The organism is Candidatus Venteria ishoeyi (assembly GCF_030378065.1).
In the GTDB taxonomy this organism is placed as follows: Bacteria; Pseudomonadota; Gammaproteobacteria; order Beggiatoales; family Beggiatoaceae; genus Venteria; species Venteria ishoeyi.
In genome coordinates this window covers 19103-39425 of the sequence record NZ_JAUCGJ010000042.1, presented here as the reverse complement: position 1 = coordinate 39425, position 20323 = coordinate 19103, and the positions used below count along the sequence as shown (strand labels likewise).

18 protein-coding genes are annotated in these 20323 nt (G+C 47.6%); 9 read left to right on the top strand and 9 right to left on the bottom strand.

Features of this window, described 5'->3' with window-relative positions; genetic code table 11:
- Positions 1 to 536: 536 nt before the first annotated feature.
- The 9 genes from trpB (at position 537) to QUF61_RS13600 (ending at position 11766) form a co-directional block, all read left to right on the top strand.
- On the top strand, positions 537 to 1754 hold the full coding sequence (trpB, locus tag QUF61_RS13640) for a tryptophan synthase subunit beta (protein WP_289682184.1): 1218 nt from the start codon (positions 537 to 539) through the stop codon (positions 1752 to 1754).
- Positions 1751 to 2551 (top strand): tryptophan synthase subunit alpha, encoded by an 801-nt coding sequence (trpA, locus tag QUF61_RS13635; RefSeq protein WP_289682183.1) that lies wholly within the window; start codon positions 1751 to 1753, stop codon positions 2549 to 2551. The genes trpB and trpA overlap by 4 nt, the downstream gene beginning before the upstream one ends.
- A gap of 338 nt (positions 2552 to 2889) precedes the next feature.
- Positions 2890 to 3513 carry a LysE family translocator gene (locus QUF61_RS13630; RefSeq protein ID WP_289682182.1) on the top strand — a complete coding sequence of 208 codons (624 nt, stop codon included), beginning with the start codon at positions 2890 to 2892 and terminating at the stop codon, positions 3511 to 3513.
- Positions 3514 to 3681: 168 nt separating this feature from the next.
- Positions 3682 to 6762 (top strand): tetratricopeptide repeat protein, encoded by a 3081-nt coding sequence (locus QUF61_RS13625; RefSeq protein WP_289682181.1) that lies wholly within the window; start codon positions 3682 to 3684, stop codon positions 6760 to 6762.
- A 97-nt stretch (positions 6763 to 6859) separates the two neighbouring features.
- On the top strand, positions 6860 to 7534 hold the full coding sequence (locus QUF61_RS13620; RefSeq protein ID WP_103919575.1) for a YMGG-like glycine zipper-containing protein: 675 nt from the start codon (positions 6860 to 6862) through the stop codon (positions 7532 to 7534).
- A gap of 260 nt (positions 7535 to 7794) precedes the next feature.
- Positions 7795 to 8349, top strand: a complete 555-nt coding sequence (locus QUF61_RS13615) for a DUF2148 domain-containing protein (protein ID WP_103919574.1) — start codon at positions 7795 to 7797, stop codon at positions 8347 to 8349.
- Between the two features lie 59 nt (positions 8350 to 8408).
- Entirely contained in the window at positions 8409 to 9158 is a 750-nt protein-coding gene (locus QUF61_RS13610) for an O-methyltransferase (RefSeq protein ID WP_289682179.1), read from the top strand.
- A 364-nt stretch (positions 9159 to 9522) separates the two neighbouring features.
- The gene (locus QUF61_RS13605; protein WP_289682178.1) at positions 9523 to 11115 is read left to right on the top strand and encodes a tetrathionate reductase family octaheme c-type cytochrome; all 1593 of its coding nucleotides are present in this window, start codon (positions 9523 to 9525) and stop codon (positions 11113 to 11115) included.
- Between the two features lie 3 nt (positions 11116 to 11118).
- Entirely contained in the window at positions 11119 to 11766 is a 648-nt protein-coding gene (locus tag QUF61_RS13600) for a cytochrome b/b6 domain-containing protein (RefSeq protein ID WP_289682177.1), read from the top strand.
- A 31-nt stretch (positions 11767 to 11797) separates the two neighbouring features.
- On the opposite strand, the gene QUF61_RS13595 is transcribed toward QUF61_RS13600, so the two are convergent.
- The 9 genes from QUF61_RS13595 to QUF61_RS13555 form a co-directional block, all read right to left on the bottom strand.
- Positions 11798 to 13597, bottom strand: coding sequence for a V-type ATP synthase subunit A (locus QUF61_RS13595; RefSeq protein ID WP_103919570.1), 1800 nt, complete (start codon positions 13595 to 13597; stop codon positions 11798 to 11800).
- Entirely contained in the window at positions 13594 to 13983 is a 390-nt protein-coding gene (locus tag QUF61_RS13590; protein ID WP_286019208.1) for a DUF5615 family PIN-like protein, read from the bottom strand. Before QUF61_RS13590 ends, QUF61_RS13595 begins: the two co-directional genes overlap by 4 nt.
- Entirely contained in the window at positions 13980 to 14219 is a 240-nt protein-coding gene (locus QUF61_RS13585) for a DUF433 domain-containing protein (protein ID WP_103919568.1), read from the bottom strand. Before QUF61_RS13585 ends, QUF61_RS13590 begins: the two co-directional genes overlap by 4 nt.
- A gap of 87 nt (positions 14220 to 14306) precedes the next feature.
- Positions 14307 to 14984 carry a hypothetical protein gene (locus tag QUF61_RS13580; protein ID WP_103919567.1) on the bottom strand — a complete coding sequence of 226 codons (678 nt, stop codon included), beginning with the start codon at positions 14982 to 14984 and terminating at the stop codon, positions 14307 to 14309.
- Positions 14981 to 15661 (bottom strand): hypothetical protein, encoded by a 681-nt coding sequence (locus QUF61_RS13575; RefSeq protein WP_103919566.1) that lies wholly within the window; start codon positions 15659 to 15661, stop codon positions 14981 to 14983. The genes QUF61_RS13580 and QUF61_RS13575 overlap by 4 nt, the downstream gene beginning before the upstream one ends.
- A 12-nt stretch (positions 15662 to 15673) precedes the next feature.
- A complete protein-coding gene (locus QUF61_RS13570) occupies positions 15674 to 16120 on the bottom strand; it encodes an ATP synthase subunit C (RefSeq protein ID WP_103919565.1) in 447 nt (148 codons plus the stop codon).
- Entirely contained in the window at positions 16117 to 17898 is a 1782-nt protein-coding gene (locus QUF61_RS13565; protein WP_289682172.1) for a V-type ATP synthase subunit I, read from the bottom strand. The genes QUF61_RS13570 and QUF61_RS13565 overlap by 4 nt, the downstream gene beginning before the upstream one ends.
- Complete coding sequence (locus tag QUF61_RS13560) at positions 17895 to 18485, bottom strand: V-type ATP synthase subunit D (protein WP_103919563.1); 591 nt, start codon at positions 18483 to 18485, stop codon at positions 17895 to 17897. The genes QUF61_RS13565 and QUF61_RS13560 overlap by 4 nt, the downstream gene beginning before the upstream one ends.
- Before the next feature lie 115 nt (positions 18486 to 18600).
- On the bottom strand, positions 18601 to 19932 hold the full coding sequence (locus QUF61_RS13555) for a V-type ATP synthase subunit B (protein WP_286019207.1): 1332 nt from the start codon (positions 19930 to 19932) through the stop codon (positions 18601 to 18603).
- Positions 19933 to 20323 lie beyond the last annotated feature (391 nt).

Genomic DNA, 20323 nt, shown 5'->3' with positions numbered 1-20323 from the left:
CTCCCCGCAAGGGGTACTCTTCGGGAAACCGCCCGTTGCCCGAAAGGGGCACGACGGTAAATATAGGGAATTAACCCTATTGCGGTAACGGGGGGGCAGTGGGTTTCCACTGTCCTACCCACTGTAAACGTGTCATTCTCTACCCTGGGGCGTTGCCCCAGGCTATATTAAAATACCCCTTTGGGGTGTTAGCGCTAAAACCCATATTTTAAGTTTTACCGTTAAACATTAGAGATAAATCTGTTCACCTGAAAGGCGAAGGTTTTAACCTTGTGCATGGAAAATAAAATTGAACATAAAGCAATGGTCGTTTTTTGTAGCCTAAAGTGCAAAAAATAAGCCTTTGTATAACACCAGGCGAAATAATACCCGCATGAAGTGAAAGCGGTTTTTTCGTGTTTCAAAACTGCAAAACCTGCGAAAAAGAAGCTTTTGCGTAACACCAGTAATTTAATCTGGAAATTTTCTGGTAAAAATACTAATAATAGAGGATATTATTTTACCCTCCAAGACTTAATTACAAGGAACAAGACAGCGTGTTAAACCCATTACATACCGGCAATGAGCATTTGCCTGATGATCGCGGGCACTTTGGCCCTTATGGTGGTATTTTTGCTTCAGAAACCCTGATGGCCCCTCTAACCGCTTTACGCCAAGCCTATGAGAAATATCGTGAAGACTCCACTTTTATTGCAGAAATGGATGATGATCTGCACCACTATGTAGGCCGCCCTTCACCTTTGTATTACGCACAACGCTGGACCAAACGCCTGGGTGGTGCGCGTATTTATCTTAAGCGTGAAGATTTAAATCATACCGGCGCGCATAAGGTCAACAACACCATCGGGCAGGCGCTACTGGCAAAACGCATGGGTAAAACCCGGATTATCGCCGAAACCGGCGCAGGCCAGCATGGTGTGGCAACAGCAACGGTCGCGGCGCGGCTGGGCTTGGAATGCGTGGTCTATATGGGCACCGAAGATATTAAACGCCAGTCACTGAATGTCTATCGTATGCGCTTGCTGGGCGCAGAAGTGCGCGGTGTCAGTTCCGGCACTAAAACCTTAAAAGATGCCTTAAACGAAGCCATGCGTGATTGGGTCACCAATGTGGATGACACATTTTATATTATCGGCACGGTTGCCGGGCCACATCCCTACCCAATGATGGTCAGGGATTTTCAGACAGTGATTGGGCGCGAGGCTAAACAACAATTACATGCTCAGACCGGCAAACTGCCCGATGCTTTGGTTGCCTGCGTGGGTGGCGGCTCTAATGCCATTGGTTTATTTCATCCCTTCCTGGAAGACAAATCCGTGGCTTTTTATGGTGTGGAAGCGGCAGGTGACGGACTGGAAACTGGTCGTCATGCTGCGCCTTTATGCGCGGGTCGCCCCGGCGTACTGCATGGCAACCGTACCTATTTGATGGAAGATAACGATGGTCAGATTATCGGCACCCATTCCATTTCTGCGGGTTTGGATTATCCGGGTGTCGGCCCGGAACACGCCTGGTTAAAAGATAGCGGACGCGCTAATTACGTGGCGATTGATGACAAAGAAGCGCTGGATGCATTTCATGAACTCACCCGCCTGGAAGGTATTTTACCAGCACTGGAAAGCAGTCACGCCCTGGCTTATTGTAAAAAACTGGCCCCCACTATGGAACCGGATAAAATTATTATCGTCAACCTGTCCGGACGTGGTGATAAAGATATTCACACGGTTGCCGCTTTAGAAGGAATCGAAGTATGAGCCGCATTCAAAGTCGTTTTGCACAATTAAAAAATAATCAAAAAACCGCCCTGATTCCCTTTGTCACCGCAGGCGATCCCAACCCCGGCATTACCGTGGAACTCATGCATAATCTGGTCAAAGCCGGGGCGAACTTATTAGAGCTGGGCGTACCATTTTCTGATCCCATGGCTGATGGCCCGGTGATTCAACTCGCCAGTGAACGTGCTTTGGAAAACGGCGTGAGCTTATCTGATGTGCTGAACATGGTGACTGAATTTCGCCAGAATGACCCGGATACGCCTGTAATCTTAATGGGTTATCTCAATCCTGTGGAAGTCATGGGCTATGACAACTTTGCCAAACGCGCCGCGCAAGCGGGCGTGGACGGCGTATTGACCGTGGATCTGCCCCCGGAAGAATCCGATGATTTGATAAAAGCCCTGCACCCGCAGCACATTGATCCGATTTTCCTGCTCGCCCCCACCAGCGACATCCGGCGCATTGAACGCATCAGTAGCCATGCCAGCGGCTTTGTCTATTACGTCTCAGTTAAAGGCGTAACTGGCAGTAAAGCCGTGGATGTGGATGCAGTGGCGAATAAACTAGCGGAAATCCGCGAGCATATTCAATTACCGCTGGGCGTGGGTTTTGGCATTCGTGACCCGGAAACGGCGGCACAGGTTGCCAGCGTGGCAGATGCCGTCATCGTTGGCAGTGCGCTGGTACAGAAAATTGAAACCCTAAGCCCTGAAGCGGTGCTGGTTGAATTACCGGCTTTGGTTGGCAAAATGCGTGCGGCGATGGATGCCGTCTAGTACAGCGACCGGTAAGTTATTCATAACTGCCATTAACTTAAGCACTAAGCACTAAGCTTATGCTGGCGCAAACTTTAAAGGAGGCCAAGCCTCGGCTTGGGCGTGTTTTTTAGACTCCCAATCCGAGGATTGGACTCCTTAAGTTAATGGCAGTGGGGTAGTGCCCTGGGTTGGAATTATATTTTAACCAAGCCCTGAAGGGGCTAAACATATTTATCGCCATTGCTGCTGACTTTTATGTTACGCCCCTTCAGGGCTTAAATTCCAAACAATACAATTCCCAGGGCGTTGCCCTAGGCTGGTATATAACGCCCTTTCAGGGCTAAAACAACTAAGCAATGTTTTATTACTTGACCTTTGGCATCATTTTAGGCTTATCTGCCGGTTTTGCACCGGGTCCCCTTTTAACGCTGGTGATTTCTGAAACGCTTGAGCATGACACTAAAGCCGGTATTAAAGTTGCGCTCGCGCCAATCATCACTGATTTGCCCATCATTATCTTAACCTTATACGTTTTTGCGCAGCTATCCCGTTTTCATAAGCTACTCGGTACTGTTTCATTAATCGGTGGCTGCTTTGTTCTATTGATGGCTTATGACAGCATTCGCGAAAAAGGAAATGTACTCAATCTTCAGGCGGCAACGCCCAAGTCCTTAAGCAAAGGCATATTAGCCAATGCGTTAAGTCCACACCCTTATTTGTTCTGGCTGAGTGTCGGTGCACCAACGATGGCTAAGGCACTGAGTTTAAATATTTTCGCGCCCTTATTATTTATGAGTGGATTTTATACGTTCCTGGTGGGTTCTAAAGTGCTATTGGCGATATTCGTTGGCAAATCAAAAACTTTCTTAAGTGGCAATATATACCGATACACGATACGTTTTCTTGGATTGGTATTGGGTATTTTAGCATTCGCGCTTTTTATTGATGGACTAAAGCTGTTGGGAATACTGACGGTCTGACATTACGGGGCATTTTACAGGGCAGCCATTTATATCGTTGCTGTTTTGACCTGTTTCAGAAGAAAACCTATTATACTAATGAGTAAGGATAATGTGTTTGTGTATCGACAAAACCAAACAACAAAAAACAAAGGTTTTACGATTCCCTAATTCGGGCGGGTGAAAGTAATGAATAATCAATCTTATGTGCACATACTGCTATCGCTGCTATTGCTGAGTTTGTCTATAACACTGTTTGCCGCGCAGCCGGATCGGGAAATCCATCGCGCGCTGTATAAACAAGCGCGACAGGCGGAACTAAACAATCAACCGACCCAGGCATTGGCAGGCTATCAACAGGCACTGGAAAAAAGCCGCGAACATTGGCCTAAAGACAGTGCGGCAATTTTATATTTAATGGGTGGCATCCATCTGCAACAGCAAAACTGGGCGGCGGCAATTGCTGCGTATAAAGACTCCGTGAGCTTGCGTAAACAGCATTATGGCGCACAGCATGGTGCAGTTGCAGTGAGTCTCAACGGCTTGGGCGGGGTGTATGCCGCATTGGGTGATTTTCAGCAGGCCAAAAAAACCTATGAACAAGCCTTACACATTGATACCCAGGCTTTTGGTGATAAGCATCGTAAACTGGCGGTGGATCTGAATAATCTGGCAGAAGTTGCCCGTGAGCTGGGGGATTTCTCTACCGCAGAAAGCTATCTGAAACAGGCGCTGGAAATTGATAAGCAGGCATTTGGCCTGGACAGTTCTCGCATTGCTTTGCGTTTCAGTAATCTGGCGGAAATTTATCGGCAGCAGGGACAATATGCAGAAGCGCTGGTATTGTTGAAAAAAGCCCTGGGCATTGAACAGAAGCTACTGGAAAAGCAGGAAGGCAACGCGATTAACCTGGGTATTCGCTTAAATAACCTGGGCCAGCTATACCGTACCCTCGGACAATTCCAGAAAGCCGAAAACTATTATCAACAAGCCCTGGGCATCTGGGCAAAAGATCCCGGCAAAGATTCCGTCTTATATGCTACCGGCTTAAATAATCGCGGTTGGATTGCGCAAGCACTGGGACAGCCTGAGCAGGCAGAAGCAGATTATGTGGCTGCCGGAAAAATTCTTAAAGCGGCTTTTGGTGATAAACACCCCGATGTTGCGATCAATCTCAATAATCTGGCCTTGTTAGCGATTGAGCAACAGCAGTATCAAACAGCATTGCCGTTGCTGAAACAGGCTCAGGCAATCTGGGAACAGCATTTTGGCAAGGCCCATGCAAAAATGGCCATTGCCTTGCATAATCGTGCCAAGGCACATTTTGGACTGGCACAATATGATCAGGCGGAAACGTTGTTGCAGCAAGCCTTAGGCATTGCCAACACCGCTGGAGAAGCCACTGTATTGTGGACGATTCAGGATAGACTGGCGCAAACCCTCGCTGCCCGCCAACAAAAAAATGCTGCGATTTTAATCGGTAAACACGCGGTGAACAGCCTGCAAGCCTTGCGCAGCAACCTGGCGCAAATGGATAAAGAACTGCAACGCAGTTTTCTGGAAGATAAGGCCGATGTTTACCGCCGCGTCGCTGGTTGGTTGCTGGATCAGGGGCGGCATACGGAAGCCAGCCAGATACAGCGTATGCTTAAAGAAGAAGAGTATTTTGATTTTGTGCGCCGGGAACAGCAGCAGGAAAAAGCGCGGGTGATCAAAGCCAGCTACACGCCCAGCGAACAAAACTGGACAGATAAGGCCGGACGCTTTTATAAGCGTTTTGGCAAGGTGGGCAGCCAGTTACGTAAATTCCGCCTGAAACCCAAACTGGAAAAACAGGAACAACAAGCGCAGCTTAAGGTCAGAGGGCGGCTGAAAAAGACTCTGAGTGAGTTTCAGGGCCACTTAAAAGATTTAAAAACTGCGATGCAGGTGGAAGAAGAACAAATTGCTGTTGCGCGCCTGCTCGCCAGTGAAGATAAAAACCTGGTGACGCAAGCGAAAGAATTTCAGCAACTGCGTATAAAAACTGATTTAAGTGATGCAGAGCAGCAGCGTAAAACCCAGTTACGCAAACTCATTAACCAGGCACGAATTGAATTTAATGCCTGTATCGGCGAGTATAAACAGGCAAAACAATTTGCCGATAAAAATCTCGACACCTTACGTGCGCTGCAAGGTACATTACGTGACTTAGGTCATGGCGTGGTGCTGGTACATTATCTGATCACCCCGGAAAAACTGCGTATTTTATTAACCACACCGGATGTGCAGGTGTGCAGGGAAAGCCCTGTCAGCGCAGAAGTGCTGAATGAAAAAATCAAGCAATACCGAAATCTGGTAAAAGCCAAACCCGATCCTCGCCGCCGTCATCTGGTGCGTTTTGTCTATAAGGCATCCAGAGAATTAAATAAATGGCTTATCGCACCGATTGCTGAAGATCTAAAACAAGCCGGTGCAAAAACCTTAATGTTATCACTGGATGGGCGTTTACGTTATCTGCCAATTTCCACCTTATTTGATGGCAAACAATTTCTCGCGGAAAAATATGCTGTGGTGATGTTTACCGAAGCCGCCCGCGACAAGCTCAAGGATGCGCCGACAAGCAATTGGAGTTTAGCGGGTCTTGGCGTCACCAAGGCACTGCGCGATTTTAATGCCCTGCCTTCTGTCAGCAAGGAGCTTAATGATATTGTCAAAGAACACGATCAAGATCCGCAAGGTGTGATTCCCGGCATGGTGGAACTAAATGAAGGGTTTGATCAGGACACACTGCAAACCGTGTTGGATCGCGGTTATCCGGTAATTCATATCGCCAGCCATTTTGTATTCCAGCCAAATACCGATCAGGATACCTATTTATTGCTGGGTAACGGTGAAATCCTGCCTTTGTCTCAGGTGCGTTCTGAATATGATTTTAATGGCGTGGATTTATTAACCTTATCGGCTTGTCAGACAGCGGTAGGCAGTATGACTAAAGGCCAGGAAATCGAAGGTTTTGGTGCAATGGCACAAAAACAAGGCGCAAAAAGTGTGATGGCGACCTTGTGGCCGGTTGATGACCAGGGTACGGGTGCATTTATGGAACACTTTTATTTGTCACATACCGCAGACAGCAGTCTGACTAAGGTCGATGCCATGCAGCAGGCGCAAAAAGCCTTTATTGATGCGCGCAGAATGGCAAAAGAACAACCGGAACAAGCCAAGTATCCCAAAGATTTTTCCCACCCTTATTATTGGGGGCCGTTTATCTTAATGGGAAATTGGTTATAGGCTGATATTTTGCTTATTTTTTCACTTCCAGAGCTTCCAGGTTTTTAAAACCTGGAAAGTCTTTTAAGAACTGCCACAACTTTAATTAAAGGATATTATGATGAATACACATTATTTAAAACCTGCCTTATTAGCAGTACTGCTGAGTACATCATTGACAGGTTGCTCAGGCATGGGTGGTGCTAAAGGTGATGATGCCACGCAAACCAAAACCGAAGGTGCTATCGGTGGCGCATTATTAGGCGCGTTAGCCGGTGGTTTGCTGGGCGGCGATGCCAAAAGCGCGGCGATTGGGGCAGCTATTGGCGGCGGTGTGGGTTATCTGGTAGGTAATGAAGTTGCCGAGCGCAAAAAACAATATGCGAATAAAGAGGCTTTGATTGCGGGAGAAACACGTTATACCACAAAAATGTTACAGGAAACCCAGAGTCTGAATACCCAGTTAAGTGGTGACATCAGAAAATACAAGAAATCTATCAGTCGTCTGAATAAACAGATTGCCAAGGATTCCAGCAAACGCGCAACGCTGAAAAAACAGCAGGCTGCTGTACAAAAAAGCCATAAAAATGCCAAAAAAGCCCTGGATGCTATTAACCAGGAACTAAAAGTCTCACAAACCTTGTATGATGAAACCAAAAAAGATTCAGGCAAGAAAAATGCTGCTAACTTGAAACAATGGCAGAAAAAAATCTCTGCCTTGAAAACCCAGAAAGTTAAACTGGAAACTAATACCAATCAGTTACAGGCTGTCAGTAAAACCATTGCCCTTTAAAAGCCTGTACGCGGCTCAGATGAGCGGCTTGGTGACTACAATTTAATGTGCCTGTTGTGAATAAAAACAGGCTTTTAAGTCTATCAGATAAATGTTGTACGGATAACACCCCTTCGGAGGGGTGTTATCCGTTTATCGTTTCTAACTCGTAAGGCGGATTAGCAATAGCACCATCCGCCATTTCCATATACCATGCGGCGCATGATTCTAGGACAGCCTCCTAGGCTTATGTGCCCTACTGCAATCAGGTTTTAACCCACATGAAACAAACCATCGAAACAGTCATTAATTTAATGGCAGCCTCAGCAATGACCGCACCTAAGGCAGGCGGCAAAGATTGTCTGGAAATTGTTGCCCTGACTGAAACTGAGGATTTGCAACATATTGCTGATGAGATGCGTAAATATGCGCATAAAAGCTCTAAAGAAAATTATTGGCATCGCGATGCGGCGAACACTGAAAATGCGCAGGGTTTGTTATTGATTGGTCTGGCAAGCCCCGTCACTGCGGGTTATAACTGCGGCGGTTGTGGCTACCAAACCTGCAATGAATTTGAAAAACAGCGTGAGTTAAAAGATTTTGAAATGGGTTATTCCGGGCCGCACTGCATTATGCGTATGATGGATATCGGCGTTGCACTGTCATCCGCTGCAAAATCCGCCAGCCTGCTTAATATCGACAACCGCGTACAGCAGCGTGTGGGTGCGGCTGCGCGCGCGCTGGGTTATATCAATTGTGAAGTGGCGATGGGCATACCGATTAGTATCAGTGGTAAAAGCATCTTTTATGATCGTAAAGCAGCAGCCAAAAAATAAGCCCTTTCTTTACTAAAATATAAGATTTTTTGATAAAAAAATCTTATTAGGGACGATTCATGCAAATTGAAACAGGAATAATTGTTCTTTTATTATTAATTGTTGCCATTCAATTTTATCTGTTATATCAAATTCAGAAAAAACCCAATACAGTGCAGCTACCGGCTTTATTGCGCAAGGAAAGCAACGCGCTGTTCAGCCAACTGGAAGCCTATTTATCCTTACGGGATCGCCTGGATTTACGCGCAGGTCTGCCTTATACCCGCGACTGGTCTGCGAGTCCTGATTTTCTCAAAATGATCGTGGAGCATTGTCTTGAGGCCAAGCCATCCGTGGTGCTGGAATGTAGCAGCGGCCTGACCAGCCTGATGCTGGCAAGATGCTGTCAAATGAATCAGCAAGGCCGGGTCTACAGTCTGGAAAATGGCGAGCAATACGCCTTGGCAACCCGTGAGCATATTCAACGTTATCAACTGGAAGACTACGCCGAAATTCGCCATGCACCACTGGAAAAAACGGCTGTCAACGGCGTGGATTATGACTGGTACGCCATCAATGCCATTCCTGATGAGCCTATTGATATGCTGGTAATCGACGGCCCACCAGGGTTTATTCAAAAACATTCCCGTTATCCAGCAGTGCCTTTGTTGTTTGAAAAATTATCCGCTAATTGTGTAATTTTTCTCGATGATGCTGCCAGAGACGATGAGCAGGAAATTATCCGGCTGTGGCAGGCAGCTTATCCAGCCTTGCAACTGACTTATATTAAAACTGACCGGGGTTGCGCAGTGCTGAAGTATTTAAGCTGAATTCGATGTAAGGAGTGAGAATTTTATAACTTCAGCAACCTGGCTGGTCTTTTTCTCCATTTTCTGCGTTGCGCCGGTTTGGACTTAGGCAGTTACATAGCTTGCTATGCGCCTGTTTTCACGCCTTGAAAATGAATAAAAATCCTGCGCCCAGTTCCTGCACTTATTTCATCCTCACTCCTTAGCGAATAATGAAAATTATCAGCAATAAGACAAATATTTACTGTAAAATAAAATCAAAGGATATATCAAAGAGGAAATCATGATGTACCAACATAATTTTATATTACGACTTAGGGATGTACCAAGATTAATTGTCATGTTGTCCATGTGTTTTGTAATAATGGGCACCTGTGCAACAAGTATGGCAGAGACTTCCAAGCCACCATCAGATGTGGATATGAACTTTCGCCAGGATACCGTAGTTGACAAACCGACGGTAGCTGTTGACTCCAATTCCACTGCCGATCATAGTAAATTTGAGGAACTAAAACAGCCCTTCTCTTCCGGGCCGGAAGTAACCAAAGCTTGCTTGAAATGCCATACTGAAGCAGGGCACCAGTTCATGAAAAATATTCACTGGACCTGGAATTACCAGAATGAAAAAACAGGCCAGCTTCTTGGTAAAAAACATCTCGTCAATACCTTTTGTACGAATGCGCGTGGTAATGAAGGTATGTGCGCCCAGTGTCATGCCGGTTATGGCTGGAAAGATGAGACCTTTGACTTTACCAATCAAGAGAACATTGACTGCGTCGTTTGCCATGACCGCAGCGGAACCTATTACAAAACACCACCAAGCAAAGGCAATAAAGCCTGTTCCATTATGTTTGAAGGCAAGCAGCCGATTCAGTGGTCAAAAGTCGCTCAAAGCTCAGGTTTGCCTGCGCGTGAAAACTGCGGCGGCTGTCACTTTTATGGTGGCGGCGGCGATGGTGTTAAACATGGCGATCTCGACTCTTCATTGATTCATCCTGATAAAAAACTGGATGTCCACATGGACGAGGCAGGACTTAATTTTACTTGTACCAACTGCCATGTTACCAAGAAGCATATCTGGGCAGGCAGCCGTTATGATGTGCTTGCCAAAGACACAGAAGGCACAGGCAAGCCGGGACAACGTCGTGACGTAGCAACTTGTGAATCCTGTCACGGTTTACAACCTCACCCCAATAACAGCTTGAGCAGTATTAAACTTAATAACCATACCGACAGAATTGCCTGCCAAACCTGCCATATTCCGACCATTGCACGCGGCGGTGTCGCAACCAAAACAGATTGGGACTGGCGCACTGCGGGGAAAACTAAAAATGGGGAAGGTTATAAAGAAAAAAACTATACCCAGGGTAATGGAGAACATCGAGCCACCTATAAATCCATCAAAGGTGATTTTAAGTATGCTGAAAACCTTGTCCCGCATTATGCCTGGTTTAATGGACAAATGGACTACACTACCATTGATACGAAATTTGATCCTGCTAAAGAGTCGGTTAATATTAATCGCTATGTCGGCTCAGCCTCAGATGGACAATCACGCATCTGGCCTTTTAAACAAATGCGCACGGTGCAGCCTTATGACAAAGGTAATAATACCCTGGTTTATATGCACCTGTGGGGGAATGACGAAAATGCTTATTGGGGCAATTATGATTTTGGCAAAGCCATTAAAGCGGGCATGGAAAAAAACAACTTACCTTATAGTGGTGAGTATGATTTTGTCGAAACTTATTCTTATTGGCCCATTACTCACATGGTCGCCCCTAAAGAAGATGCACTGACTTGTAACGAATGTCATGCCAGAAAAGGACGTATGGAAAACCTGAAGGGGTTTTATATGCCTGGCAGGGATTCCAATTACTGGCTTGATCTGCTGGGTATCCTGGCAATCATTGGAACTGTTTTCGGGGTTTTGGCACATGGCCTGATTCGGGTCGTAATGAATAAAAAGAGGGCTTAAATCATGTCACAACGTTACATTATGCTTTTTACACGCTTTGAGCGGTTTTGGCACTGGTCTCAAATGCTACTCATTATGATCTTACTGTTTACGGGTTTTGCTATTCATGGGTTTCATCAGCTACTGGACTTTCAAACCGCAGTTGAACTGCATACGGTATGTGCCGCCAGCTTATTGATCCTGTGGATATTTGCTATATTCTGGCATTTAACAACGGGCACATGGCGACATTATGTGCCAACAACCAATGGTTTGTGGAAGGTTGCAAAGTTTTATGCCTTTGGCATTTTCAAAGGTGAACGCCATCCTTATCACAAGGCTTATTGGCGTAAACATAACCCTTTGCAGGCAATATCCTATTTGGCGCTTAAATTATTTTTATTCCCTGCCATTTGGATTAGCGGTATCGCCTATTTGTTATATCCGCTTTGGGCAGAAACATCTGGTGGACAACTGATCTGGGTTGCTATTTTTCATACAGTGATTGCTTTTGCCATTCTGGCTTTTGTGATAATACATGTTTATCTGCTGACCACCGGGCATTCTTTCAAGGCGCATGTCATGCCAATGATTAATGGTTTTGACAAGGTGGAATTATCCAGTGAAGAAGAGGCCTATTTGGAAAAGGATGAGCCGGGAAATATTCGTTAGGAACATACACGGAACAAGTTGGCATTCACTATCATCTGTTCACTATCATCTGTTCAATATCTTTCAGATATTTTTTGTAATCCGGGCTGTCTTCAGCCGTGTAATTCAGGTTTTTAAACACGCCAGTGAGGCGGGTAAAAAAGTCACGCGCGGCGTTTTTATCGGTAAATTCGTAAGAAGTTTGCGCGGCGCGGTAAACCAAATCAAAAATTTTCTTTTGCCGGGGCAGAGCTGCGCTGGAATCAACCGGGTCAAAGGCATCCTGCTGTAAATACACCATATCGAGAAACAAGGCTTTATGATAAGTGAGGAAATCTTCCATAGTAATGCCCTCCTCGCCGGTGACTTGCATCATTTGATACACTGCGTCACCACGTTTCAGCAGCTTGAGCATGGTTTCCACCTGCGTGGTCCAATCGGGTGCCAGCTCGCGCTCAAACCAGGGTTTGAGTTGTTCCAGATAGCGTGACCAGGATAACAGCGGATCCACTGCCGGGTAAAAGCGTTTATAAGCGCGTTCGGCGCTGAGGCCCAGGAAAGTCTTGACCGTGCCCAGGGTGGACTGGGTGACGGGTTCTTCAAAGTTGCCACCTGCCGGTGACACTGTTCCGATTAAGGTGAGACTGCCTTGTGCGCCGTCATTCGTGCGAATGACCCCGGCGCGTTCGTAGACTGTGCGAACCGAGGAGTCCAGATAGGCGGGAAAGGCTTCTTCACCGGGGATTTCTTCCATGCGCCCGGAGGTTTCACGCATCGCCTGCGCCCAGCGCGAAGTGGAATCTGCCAGTAGCAACACCTTGTAACCCATCTGGCGATAGTATTCACCCAGAGTGATGCCGGTATAAATAGACGCTTCACGCGCTGCCACCGGCATTGAGGAGGTGTTGCAGATGATAATGGTGCGCTCCATCAAAGAACCTGTACCACGCGGGTCGGGTAGTTTGGGGAATTCACTGATGGTTTCCACCACTTCCCCGGCGCGTTCACCACAGGCAACAACGATGACAATATCAACTGTGGAAAAACGCGAGATCAGGCTTTGCAATACGGTTTTACCCGCACCGAACGGGCCGGGGATGCAGGCGGTGCCACCCAGCGCAATGGGAAAAAAGGTATCAATCAAGCGTTGCGTGGTAATCATGGGTGTATCTGGATATAAACGCTCAGAAAAACGCTTGCGCAGTAAAAAATCCGGCAAGGCGCGCCGCACCGGCCATTGCTGAGCCAGTGTCAGGTTTTGTTCATGTCCGTCTGCGCTGCGAATGCGCGCCACCGGCACATCCACGGTAAAACTGCCTTCCTGAATCCAACTCAGTTCAACTTTGCCAGTCTGATTAAACGGTACCATAATTTTGTGATCAAAATGGCCTTCGCGCACTGTACCCAATGTATCACCCGCGTGTAACTGCGCACCGATACTGACACTGGGCACAAATGACCATTTCGCTTGTGGATTGATGGCAGGCATTGCCGCGCCGCGCGGTAAAAAGCTGCCAAAGGATGCGCCCAGCAGTTCCAGCGGGTTTTGCAGGCCATCGTAAACCTGACCCAGCAGCCCTGGCCCCAGTGTTACTGAAAGCATTTCACCGCTGTGCTCCACCGGATCGCCCACGCCCACGCCTTTAGTACTCTCAAAGACCTGCGCCACGGCAGTATTGCCCTCCACGCGCAATACTTCGGCTTTAAGTTTTTCCTGGCGCTGACCGGATTCCGGCGGCGGGCAGATATAGACCACTTCATTTTTCATCAAGGCCTGAGTTGCGTTTTCTGGCACCTCAAGCGTTACGATGTCTTCCTGCACAGCAATGACATGGGTGGTTGTTGGGGTCATGGAATATGTTCCTCACTATCATGAGCGGCGGGATACAGCGTAACGCCCTCATTGCCAAGTTCAAGATAACCAGTTTGGCGGGTAAAGTAATCCTGTATTAAATCGAGATGCTGCGTAAATAGTGCCAGTAGTTGTGCATTACTGAGATTTCCCAGCTCAATACGAATCAATTTGCGTGGCGTTTTCCGCACAAAATATGTCGCACGAAAATCTGCATCTTTGCTGATGACAATACAATCATGCTTGTCTGCGTATTGGCAAATATCTTGATCCGTAGTATGCCACTTATCTGGCAAACGATTGACATGCAGAGCCTCCATTCCTTGTTGTTCAAGCCATTTCACAAGCCGATACGGGATATGCACGTCACATAAAAACTTCATCATGCCACCTGTCTTAGCGTCTGTCCTGATGTCAGTTGACAGGCATATTGTAATGCAGCGCGAATATCCTCATTTTCCAGTTCCGGGTGATCTGCCAGAATTTCAGCACTGCTCATGCCAGCCGCCAGCATGTCCAATAGCACTTCCACAGGCCAGCGCATTCCACGAATGCAGGGCTTGCCGTGGCAGATGGTGGGATCTATGGTGATTCGTGAGGCAATTTGAGTATTCAAGTGCATAAGTTTTCTCCATAACCCAATCGATTCAAGGTCATTGAATACATGGTGTTTTTTATTTCTTTAATGCTGTAGTACTAAATTAACATCTTATTTTGGCAAACCCATAAACCCATCTGCTACCAAATTCGTAAAACGTACTGCGGCAGCCTTGCCAGAATACCCCGTCCAGCGGTTGATAATATTCCAGCGCAGGACATAGATAACCACCGCTTCAAAATCAAAATAGTGGCCTTCTCCGATATAACCCAGATATTCCCATTTACTGCGCAACAGCAGATGATCCAGTTCCACCGTGGCATCTTCGCGCAATAGCTGTTCCGCTTCCGACAGCCAGGGATAAACACCTTCCAGGCGAAATGTCGGTTCGTTCCAGTAACGTGCTATGTGTTTAAGCCAGCGACCATAACCCCAGAGGCTGTCGGTGGGTGGCGCAATATCGCCACGCTGACGGCGGCGCATGGCGGCAAGTACGGTACGCTGTTCCAGGCGGTTATCCACAGTTTCCGCCAATAATTCACTTTTTTCCTGCAAGCGCGGCAATAGTTTTTTTGCACGGCTTAAAATTTCTGCATCACGCAGTGTAATAGGGTTGTGCGACCATTGCAGCAGGTTTTCGATTTCACTTAATAATTCAGCATCTTCCTGACTCAGCATTTTCAGGCGGGTTGCCAGTTTATAACCTGAGCAGGGCGATTCTTTGGCGGTAAACAAATCCCCCAGGTGTGGCAGCGCGCTCATCAGGGTGAGATAGGCTTCACCACTCATCGCACAACACCATCAAGCAGGGCGCGGAAACGCGGTTGCAAATGGCGCAGCAGTAATTCCGCGATAGCCTTGTCAGTGAGATCCAGATACAGGCTTTGCTCGGCAAGATAAAGACGAATCCCCCCTTCATCTTCTTCGTTGACCTTAAAAGTCACGCCTTCACGCGCAATGTTCTGGCTGAAATGACGCACGCATTCGGTCAGCACGTCGCATTCTTCTTCTTCAGAGTTATGGCTGATTTCTTCCAGACCGACCACGTTATGTGGCAACATGATTTCCACGCGCTTGGCATCCGCTACCTGTTCTCTGGTGTGTCCTGCGATTTCCAGAATTAACTGATCCAGCAGTTCAATCTTACGGGTTTCGCCTCCCACCAGACGATGCACTTCATGTGCAAAACGTTTTTCCAATTCGGATTTGAGGCTGAGCATGGCATCGCGCATTGCGATCTTCAGCGCTTCCTGACCTGCGTGTTTGAGATGCTCCGCTTCTTCGTGCGCTTCACGGCGCATACGCTCGGCTTCATCCTTGGCCTGTTCCAGAATCCAGGCTGCACGCGCCTCGGCATCCTGCACAATACGTTCAGCTTGTGCACGACCATTAGCCACGCCTTCATCACGCAGACGTTGCAATAATTCTTCTACACCGGAGGAAATCTGGGTGGTGGTATTGCTCATGGTGTCAATCTCCTATGCTGGCAAACCCGCACTTAACACCAGTGCAAAAATAAACGCAAACACCGCAAAGCCTTCTACAATCGCGGCAGGTGCTAAGGAAAGCCCGAAAATTTCCGGTTTGGCCTTGGCGGCATTAATCGCTGAGGCACAGCAGCGTCCCTGATACACCGCGCTGGCAAGCAGCGCCAAGCCTGCAAGCAGACCAATGCCAAAAGCACCGGCGGCGCTTTCTGCGCTCAATGGACGGTTGAGGGTAAACATCACCACAATACCGTAAATCACCTGGGATGAGGGCATGGCGGAAATACCGATATAACGTCCGTGACCGCTTTCGGTTTCGAGCATGGCACCGATAGCGGCCTGACCGGCAATCGCGCAGCCCATCATGCTGCCGATTGCGCCTAGCGCCATAGGCGCGTAAATACCTAACCAGCCCAGGGCCAATACAAATTCATTCATGGTTCAAGCTCCTTTTTGGCAAATGGGCGGAATGGATAGCCTTCCGCAGAAATGCTCCAATTAAAAAATTCGATAAAATTCAAGCGCAGGCCGTGGACAAAACCGCTGATAATGCCTAATGCCAGATTAATGCTGTGGCCCAGAATTAAAATTAAAATTGCCAGCAGCAGACCCAGACCGGGAACCGCGTCATAAACCTGGTCGGCAAGCTGGTTAAACGTCACCGCCAAAGAGGAACTTGCCAGACCCAGTGCAAACAGACGTAAATAACTGAGTATATCGCCGAACAGTTTGGTGATATTGGTTAATTCAGTCAATCTTTCCAAAACGGCTAACAGACCGCTGGACATGGAATTGACTTTGCAGTTCCCACCGAATAATAAAATGAGTATGATACCGCCACCAAATATCAAGCCTCCACTGAGATTCCATGCCTGCCACCATAAAAAACCGCCAACAATAGCCGCGATCCAGCCGATAGGAATGGCATTGTCGGGAAAAGCGCCACGCTGCCAGGCCATCATGGCATTGCTGGCGATAAGATGCAGGCAACCGATACCGATGGAAAGCTGCATCATGCTGTCGAAATTATTTAAGTCCAGGACTTTCAGCATACCCGGCAGGGAGTCCGGCGGCGGCGTCCAGCCGAAATAACTGCCCACCAAGATGCCATAGAGCAGTGACATGCCCAAGACCGCCACGGCAAGTGTGCGTAAACGGCGTTTGTTTGCACTCCCCCCCAGTGATTTCCAGAAATAGCCGACAATGACCATGAGTACGACGGCATAAGCGGCATCCGCCAGAATCATGGCAAAAAATAAGGCAAAAGAGAAAAACACCATGCGCGAAGGATCCCAGGTGTTATACCCCGGCGTTTGATAAAAGCCCACCAACGCTTCACCACCACTGAGCTGATCCGGGTTGTCCAGCAGGGTGGGCGGCTTATCCTTTATATCCGGCGTTTCCGCCAGCAGCGCCAGCCTATGGCGCTCAGTAAAGGCTTGCAGTTTTTTCAAATCATGTTGCGCAGCCCAGCCTTGTACCACGCACACGCCATCACGTTCTAATGTTTGTTGTTGAACCTGGTGCAGCGCCGTTTGATCTTCGGCATGGGCCAGATTCCGGCTGAGCAGGAATATCCAATGGGTGAGGCTGTTGCGCTCGTCCCGAATGTCCTCCAGCTTAATTTCCGCCTGAGCCAATTGGCGTTTTAAGGTATGCAAGGGGACATAACCGGTATGGCTGCGCGGCAAGGGCAGCACCTCATGTGAGGGTTTGTCACGCGCAATAACAACAATATAGGCATAACGGTTATCACGATGTACCTGCTGCCAGGGCAAATCCAAAGTGCTGAAACAGGTTTTCTGCGCATGTGGCACCTGGTAGAACCATAAACGCTGCCCTGCCAGTTCTGCCAATGGCGGCAAGGTGAAATCACCCCACGGTGTCAACGCTTCAATGTGGCGCTCAAGAAATGCGATGCGATCTTCAGTATCACGGCGGCGTTGTTTATTCTCCAATGTTTGAGACACTACCGTGCCAAAGTCAAAATCTACCGGTTCCGTAATCTGACGGCGTTTATGTTTGGCATCCAGCAGATAATGCAGGGCTTTGTAGGCTTCTTCATCGGGTGTAAATGGTGAGGGTTCACGCTCCGCTGGCGGTGTTTGCAAGGCGATGATGTGCATCAAGCCTAATGTCTGTAAATCAGCCAGCATGGCCTCGCGGTCAATACTCAGACCACACAAGGTAATTTTGTGTAAAGCAACAATACTCATGATTTTTTCTGCTTGGCTATTTTTGCCGTCACCACCGCCGCGCGTTCAGCATCAGATAAATAAATACGGATTTTTTTAATATTGGCGATGGTTTTGGGAATCAGCACCTTGTCAAACAAATTAACGCGCTGGGTGATGGTACGCACTGCCTGTGCCAGTAATGCTACGCGGCGTTTGGCAATTTCAATTTCAACTTTAAGCCGCAACGCCTGACGCAGATACACCACCAACCGATCCACCCAGTGCGGCTTGCCAAGCAGGGCATAGTCACGCACCTCAATGCGTACATCCGTAACCTTAGGCAACCAGGTACCCATGATGTTTTCCTGTTCTGTAAAAACTTCAGCAACCTGGGCGATACCCTTCACTTCCACATGCTCATTGGCCAGCATCGGTAGGGTTTCCGCCACCCGTGGCGTAAAATCAGCCAGTTTTTTTTCCAGTTCAGCCAAAGCGCGGCGTGCTTTGTTCAATTCCATCATCAACTGACGACGTTTGAGATCCAAAGCTGGCAGATATTCCCGATAGCGATCAAGCTGTTTGCTTTGATGGCTGAGGGAGGATTTGTTAAGCGCGAGGCGGGCCATTTCTGTTATCCATAATAAGAACGGGCATCCACACAAGTATTTTCATTAACTTACACTTCCCCAGATTTAACAACTTCCAAACACTGCATAGATTTCCAATTTTTTTCCTGGAAATCTATGGGAAGTATTTTTCAATTAAATGCTGTTTCATCAATAACTGCTCCGGCTTAAAACATTCAGCTAAGGTCTGCCAGGACAAATCCAGCGCTTCTTCCAGTGGCATGGAAACATGGATGTCCATGAAACGCTCACGGAATAATTTGCCAAATTTGAGCAACTGCTGGTCAAAATCAGATAAGTCAAAAGCCATAGCTTGTTTTTGTTCAGCATCACAGGCACTGGAATAAAAACGAATCATGGTATTCATAATCTGACTGTGATCGTCGCGGGTGACCTTACCGACTACATGCTGTTTCAAGCGTGACAAGGAGCCAAAAGGATCTATGAGGCCATCGTGTAGATAAAACTGGCCTTCGGTAATATAACCGGTGTTATCCGGCACCGGATGGGTCACATCATCGCCGGGCATGGTGGTGACGCTGAGTATCGTAACCGAGCCGCCCTGCATAAAATCACAGGCTTTTTCATAACGGCGCGCTAACTGTGAGTATAAATCACCCATGTAACCGCGATTGGAAGGCACTTGATCCATGGCAATTGCCACTTCCTTGAGTGCATCGGCAAAAGCGGTCATATCGGTCAGCAGCACCAATACCCGCTTGCCTTCTTCCACCGCAAATTTTTCCGCCACCGCCAGTGCCATATCAGGTACCAGCAGGCGCTCAACAATGGGATCGGAAGCCAGGTTTACATACATGACAGTGCGCGAAAACACACCGGCATTTTCAAAAGCGGAGCGAAAAAAATGATAATCATCGAAAATCAGCCCCATGCCGCCAAATACCACCACATCAGCGTCGGCCTGAATGCCGATACGTGCTAAAAAACGATTATAAGGTTCGCCAGAGACGGAAAAAATCGGAATTTTCTGACTTTCGACCAGACAATTGAACACGTCTATCATCGGTACGCCGGTGCGGATCATTTTTGATGCCAGCACCCGGCGCATGGGATTAACTGATGGCCCACCCAGATCAACGCGCGGATCATGCTCTAATGAAGGGCCACCGTCTATAGCTTCGCCAGTGCCACAAAAAATACGTCCAAGAATATTAGCGGAATAGGTCGCCTGCATGGGATGACCAAGAAAGCGCACGCTGGCATCTGTTGAGAGTCCCTTGGTGCCGGTAAATACCTGCAAGGCCACGGTTTCGCGGTTGATATTAATGACCTGGGCCAGCGAAGTCTCACCGAAACGGTTTTCCACCAGTGCAAGATCGCCATAACGCGCGCCGATACCTTTGTTCTGTGCCTCCAGAGGAACCCAGACCTTGACGATATCGCCAATAATCTCAAGAATTTTTGAGTAACGCGCCATGGTGTGCATCAATCTTTCACCTGTTAAGACAGTCTGAATTTAACATAAGGTTTTTGAAGAAAAAATGGCTAAATCTGCTACTTACTATCAATAACTTAGCGTGATTAAGATAAATCATACGCTGAAAACCTGTTGCCTGCAATTTTTAACAGCTACATTAATTCATGGGGGTGTTTACGAAAATAGTTTTCTAAACTGGGTGGTCAGTATCTGTCATGAATGGTAAGCAAACAACAAAAACTGTGTGCAAAGCGAGCAGTTTTGAAATGCCCTGTGTGCTAATTCTGTACGCGGGGATTTGTGAGGCTAACGGCCTGTTCTACCTTGATGAGGCAATCAAGCCAATAGACGTGAGGTGGGTATTTTGTTTTGGGAATATGCATCAGCATATTCCCAAAAC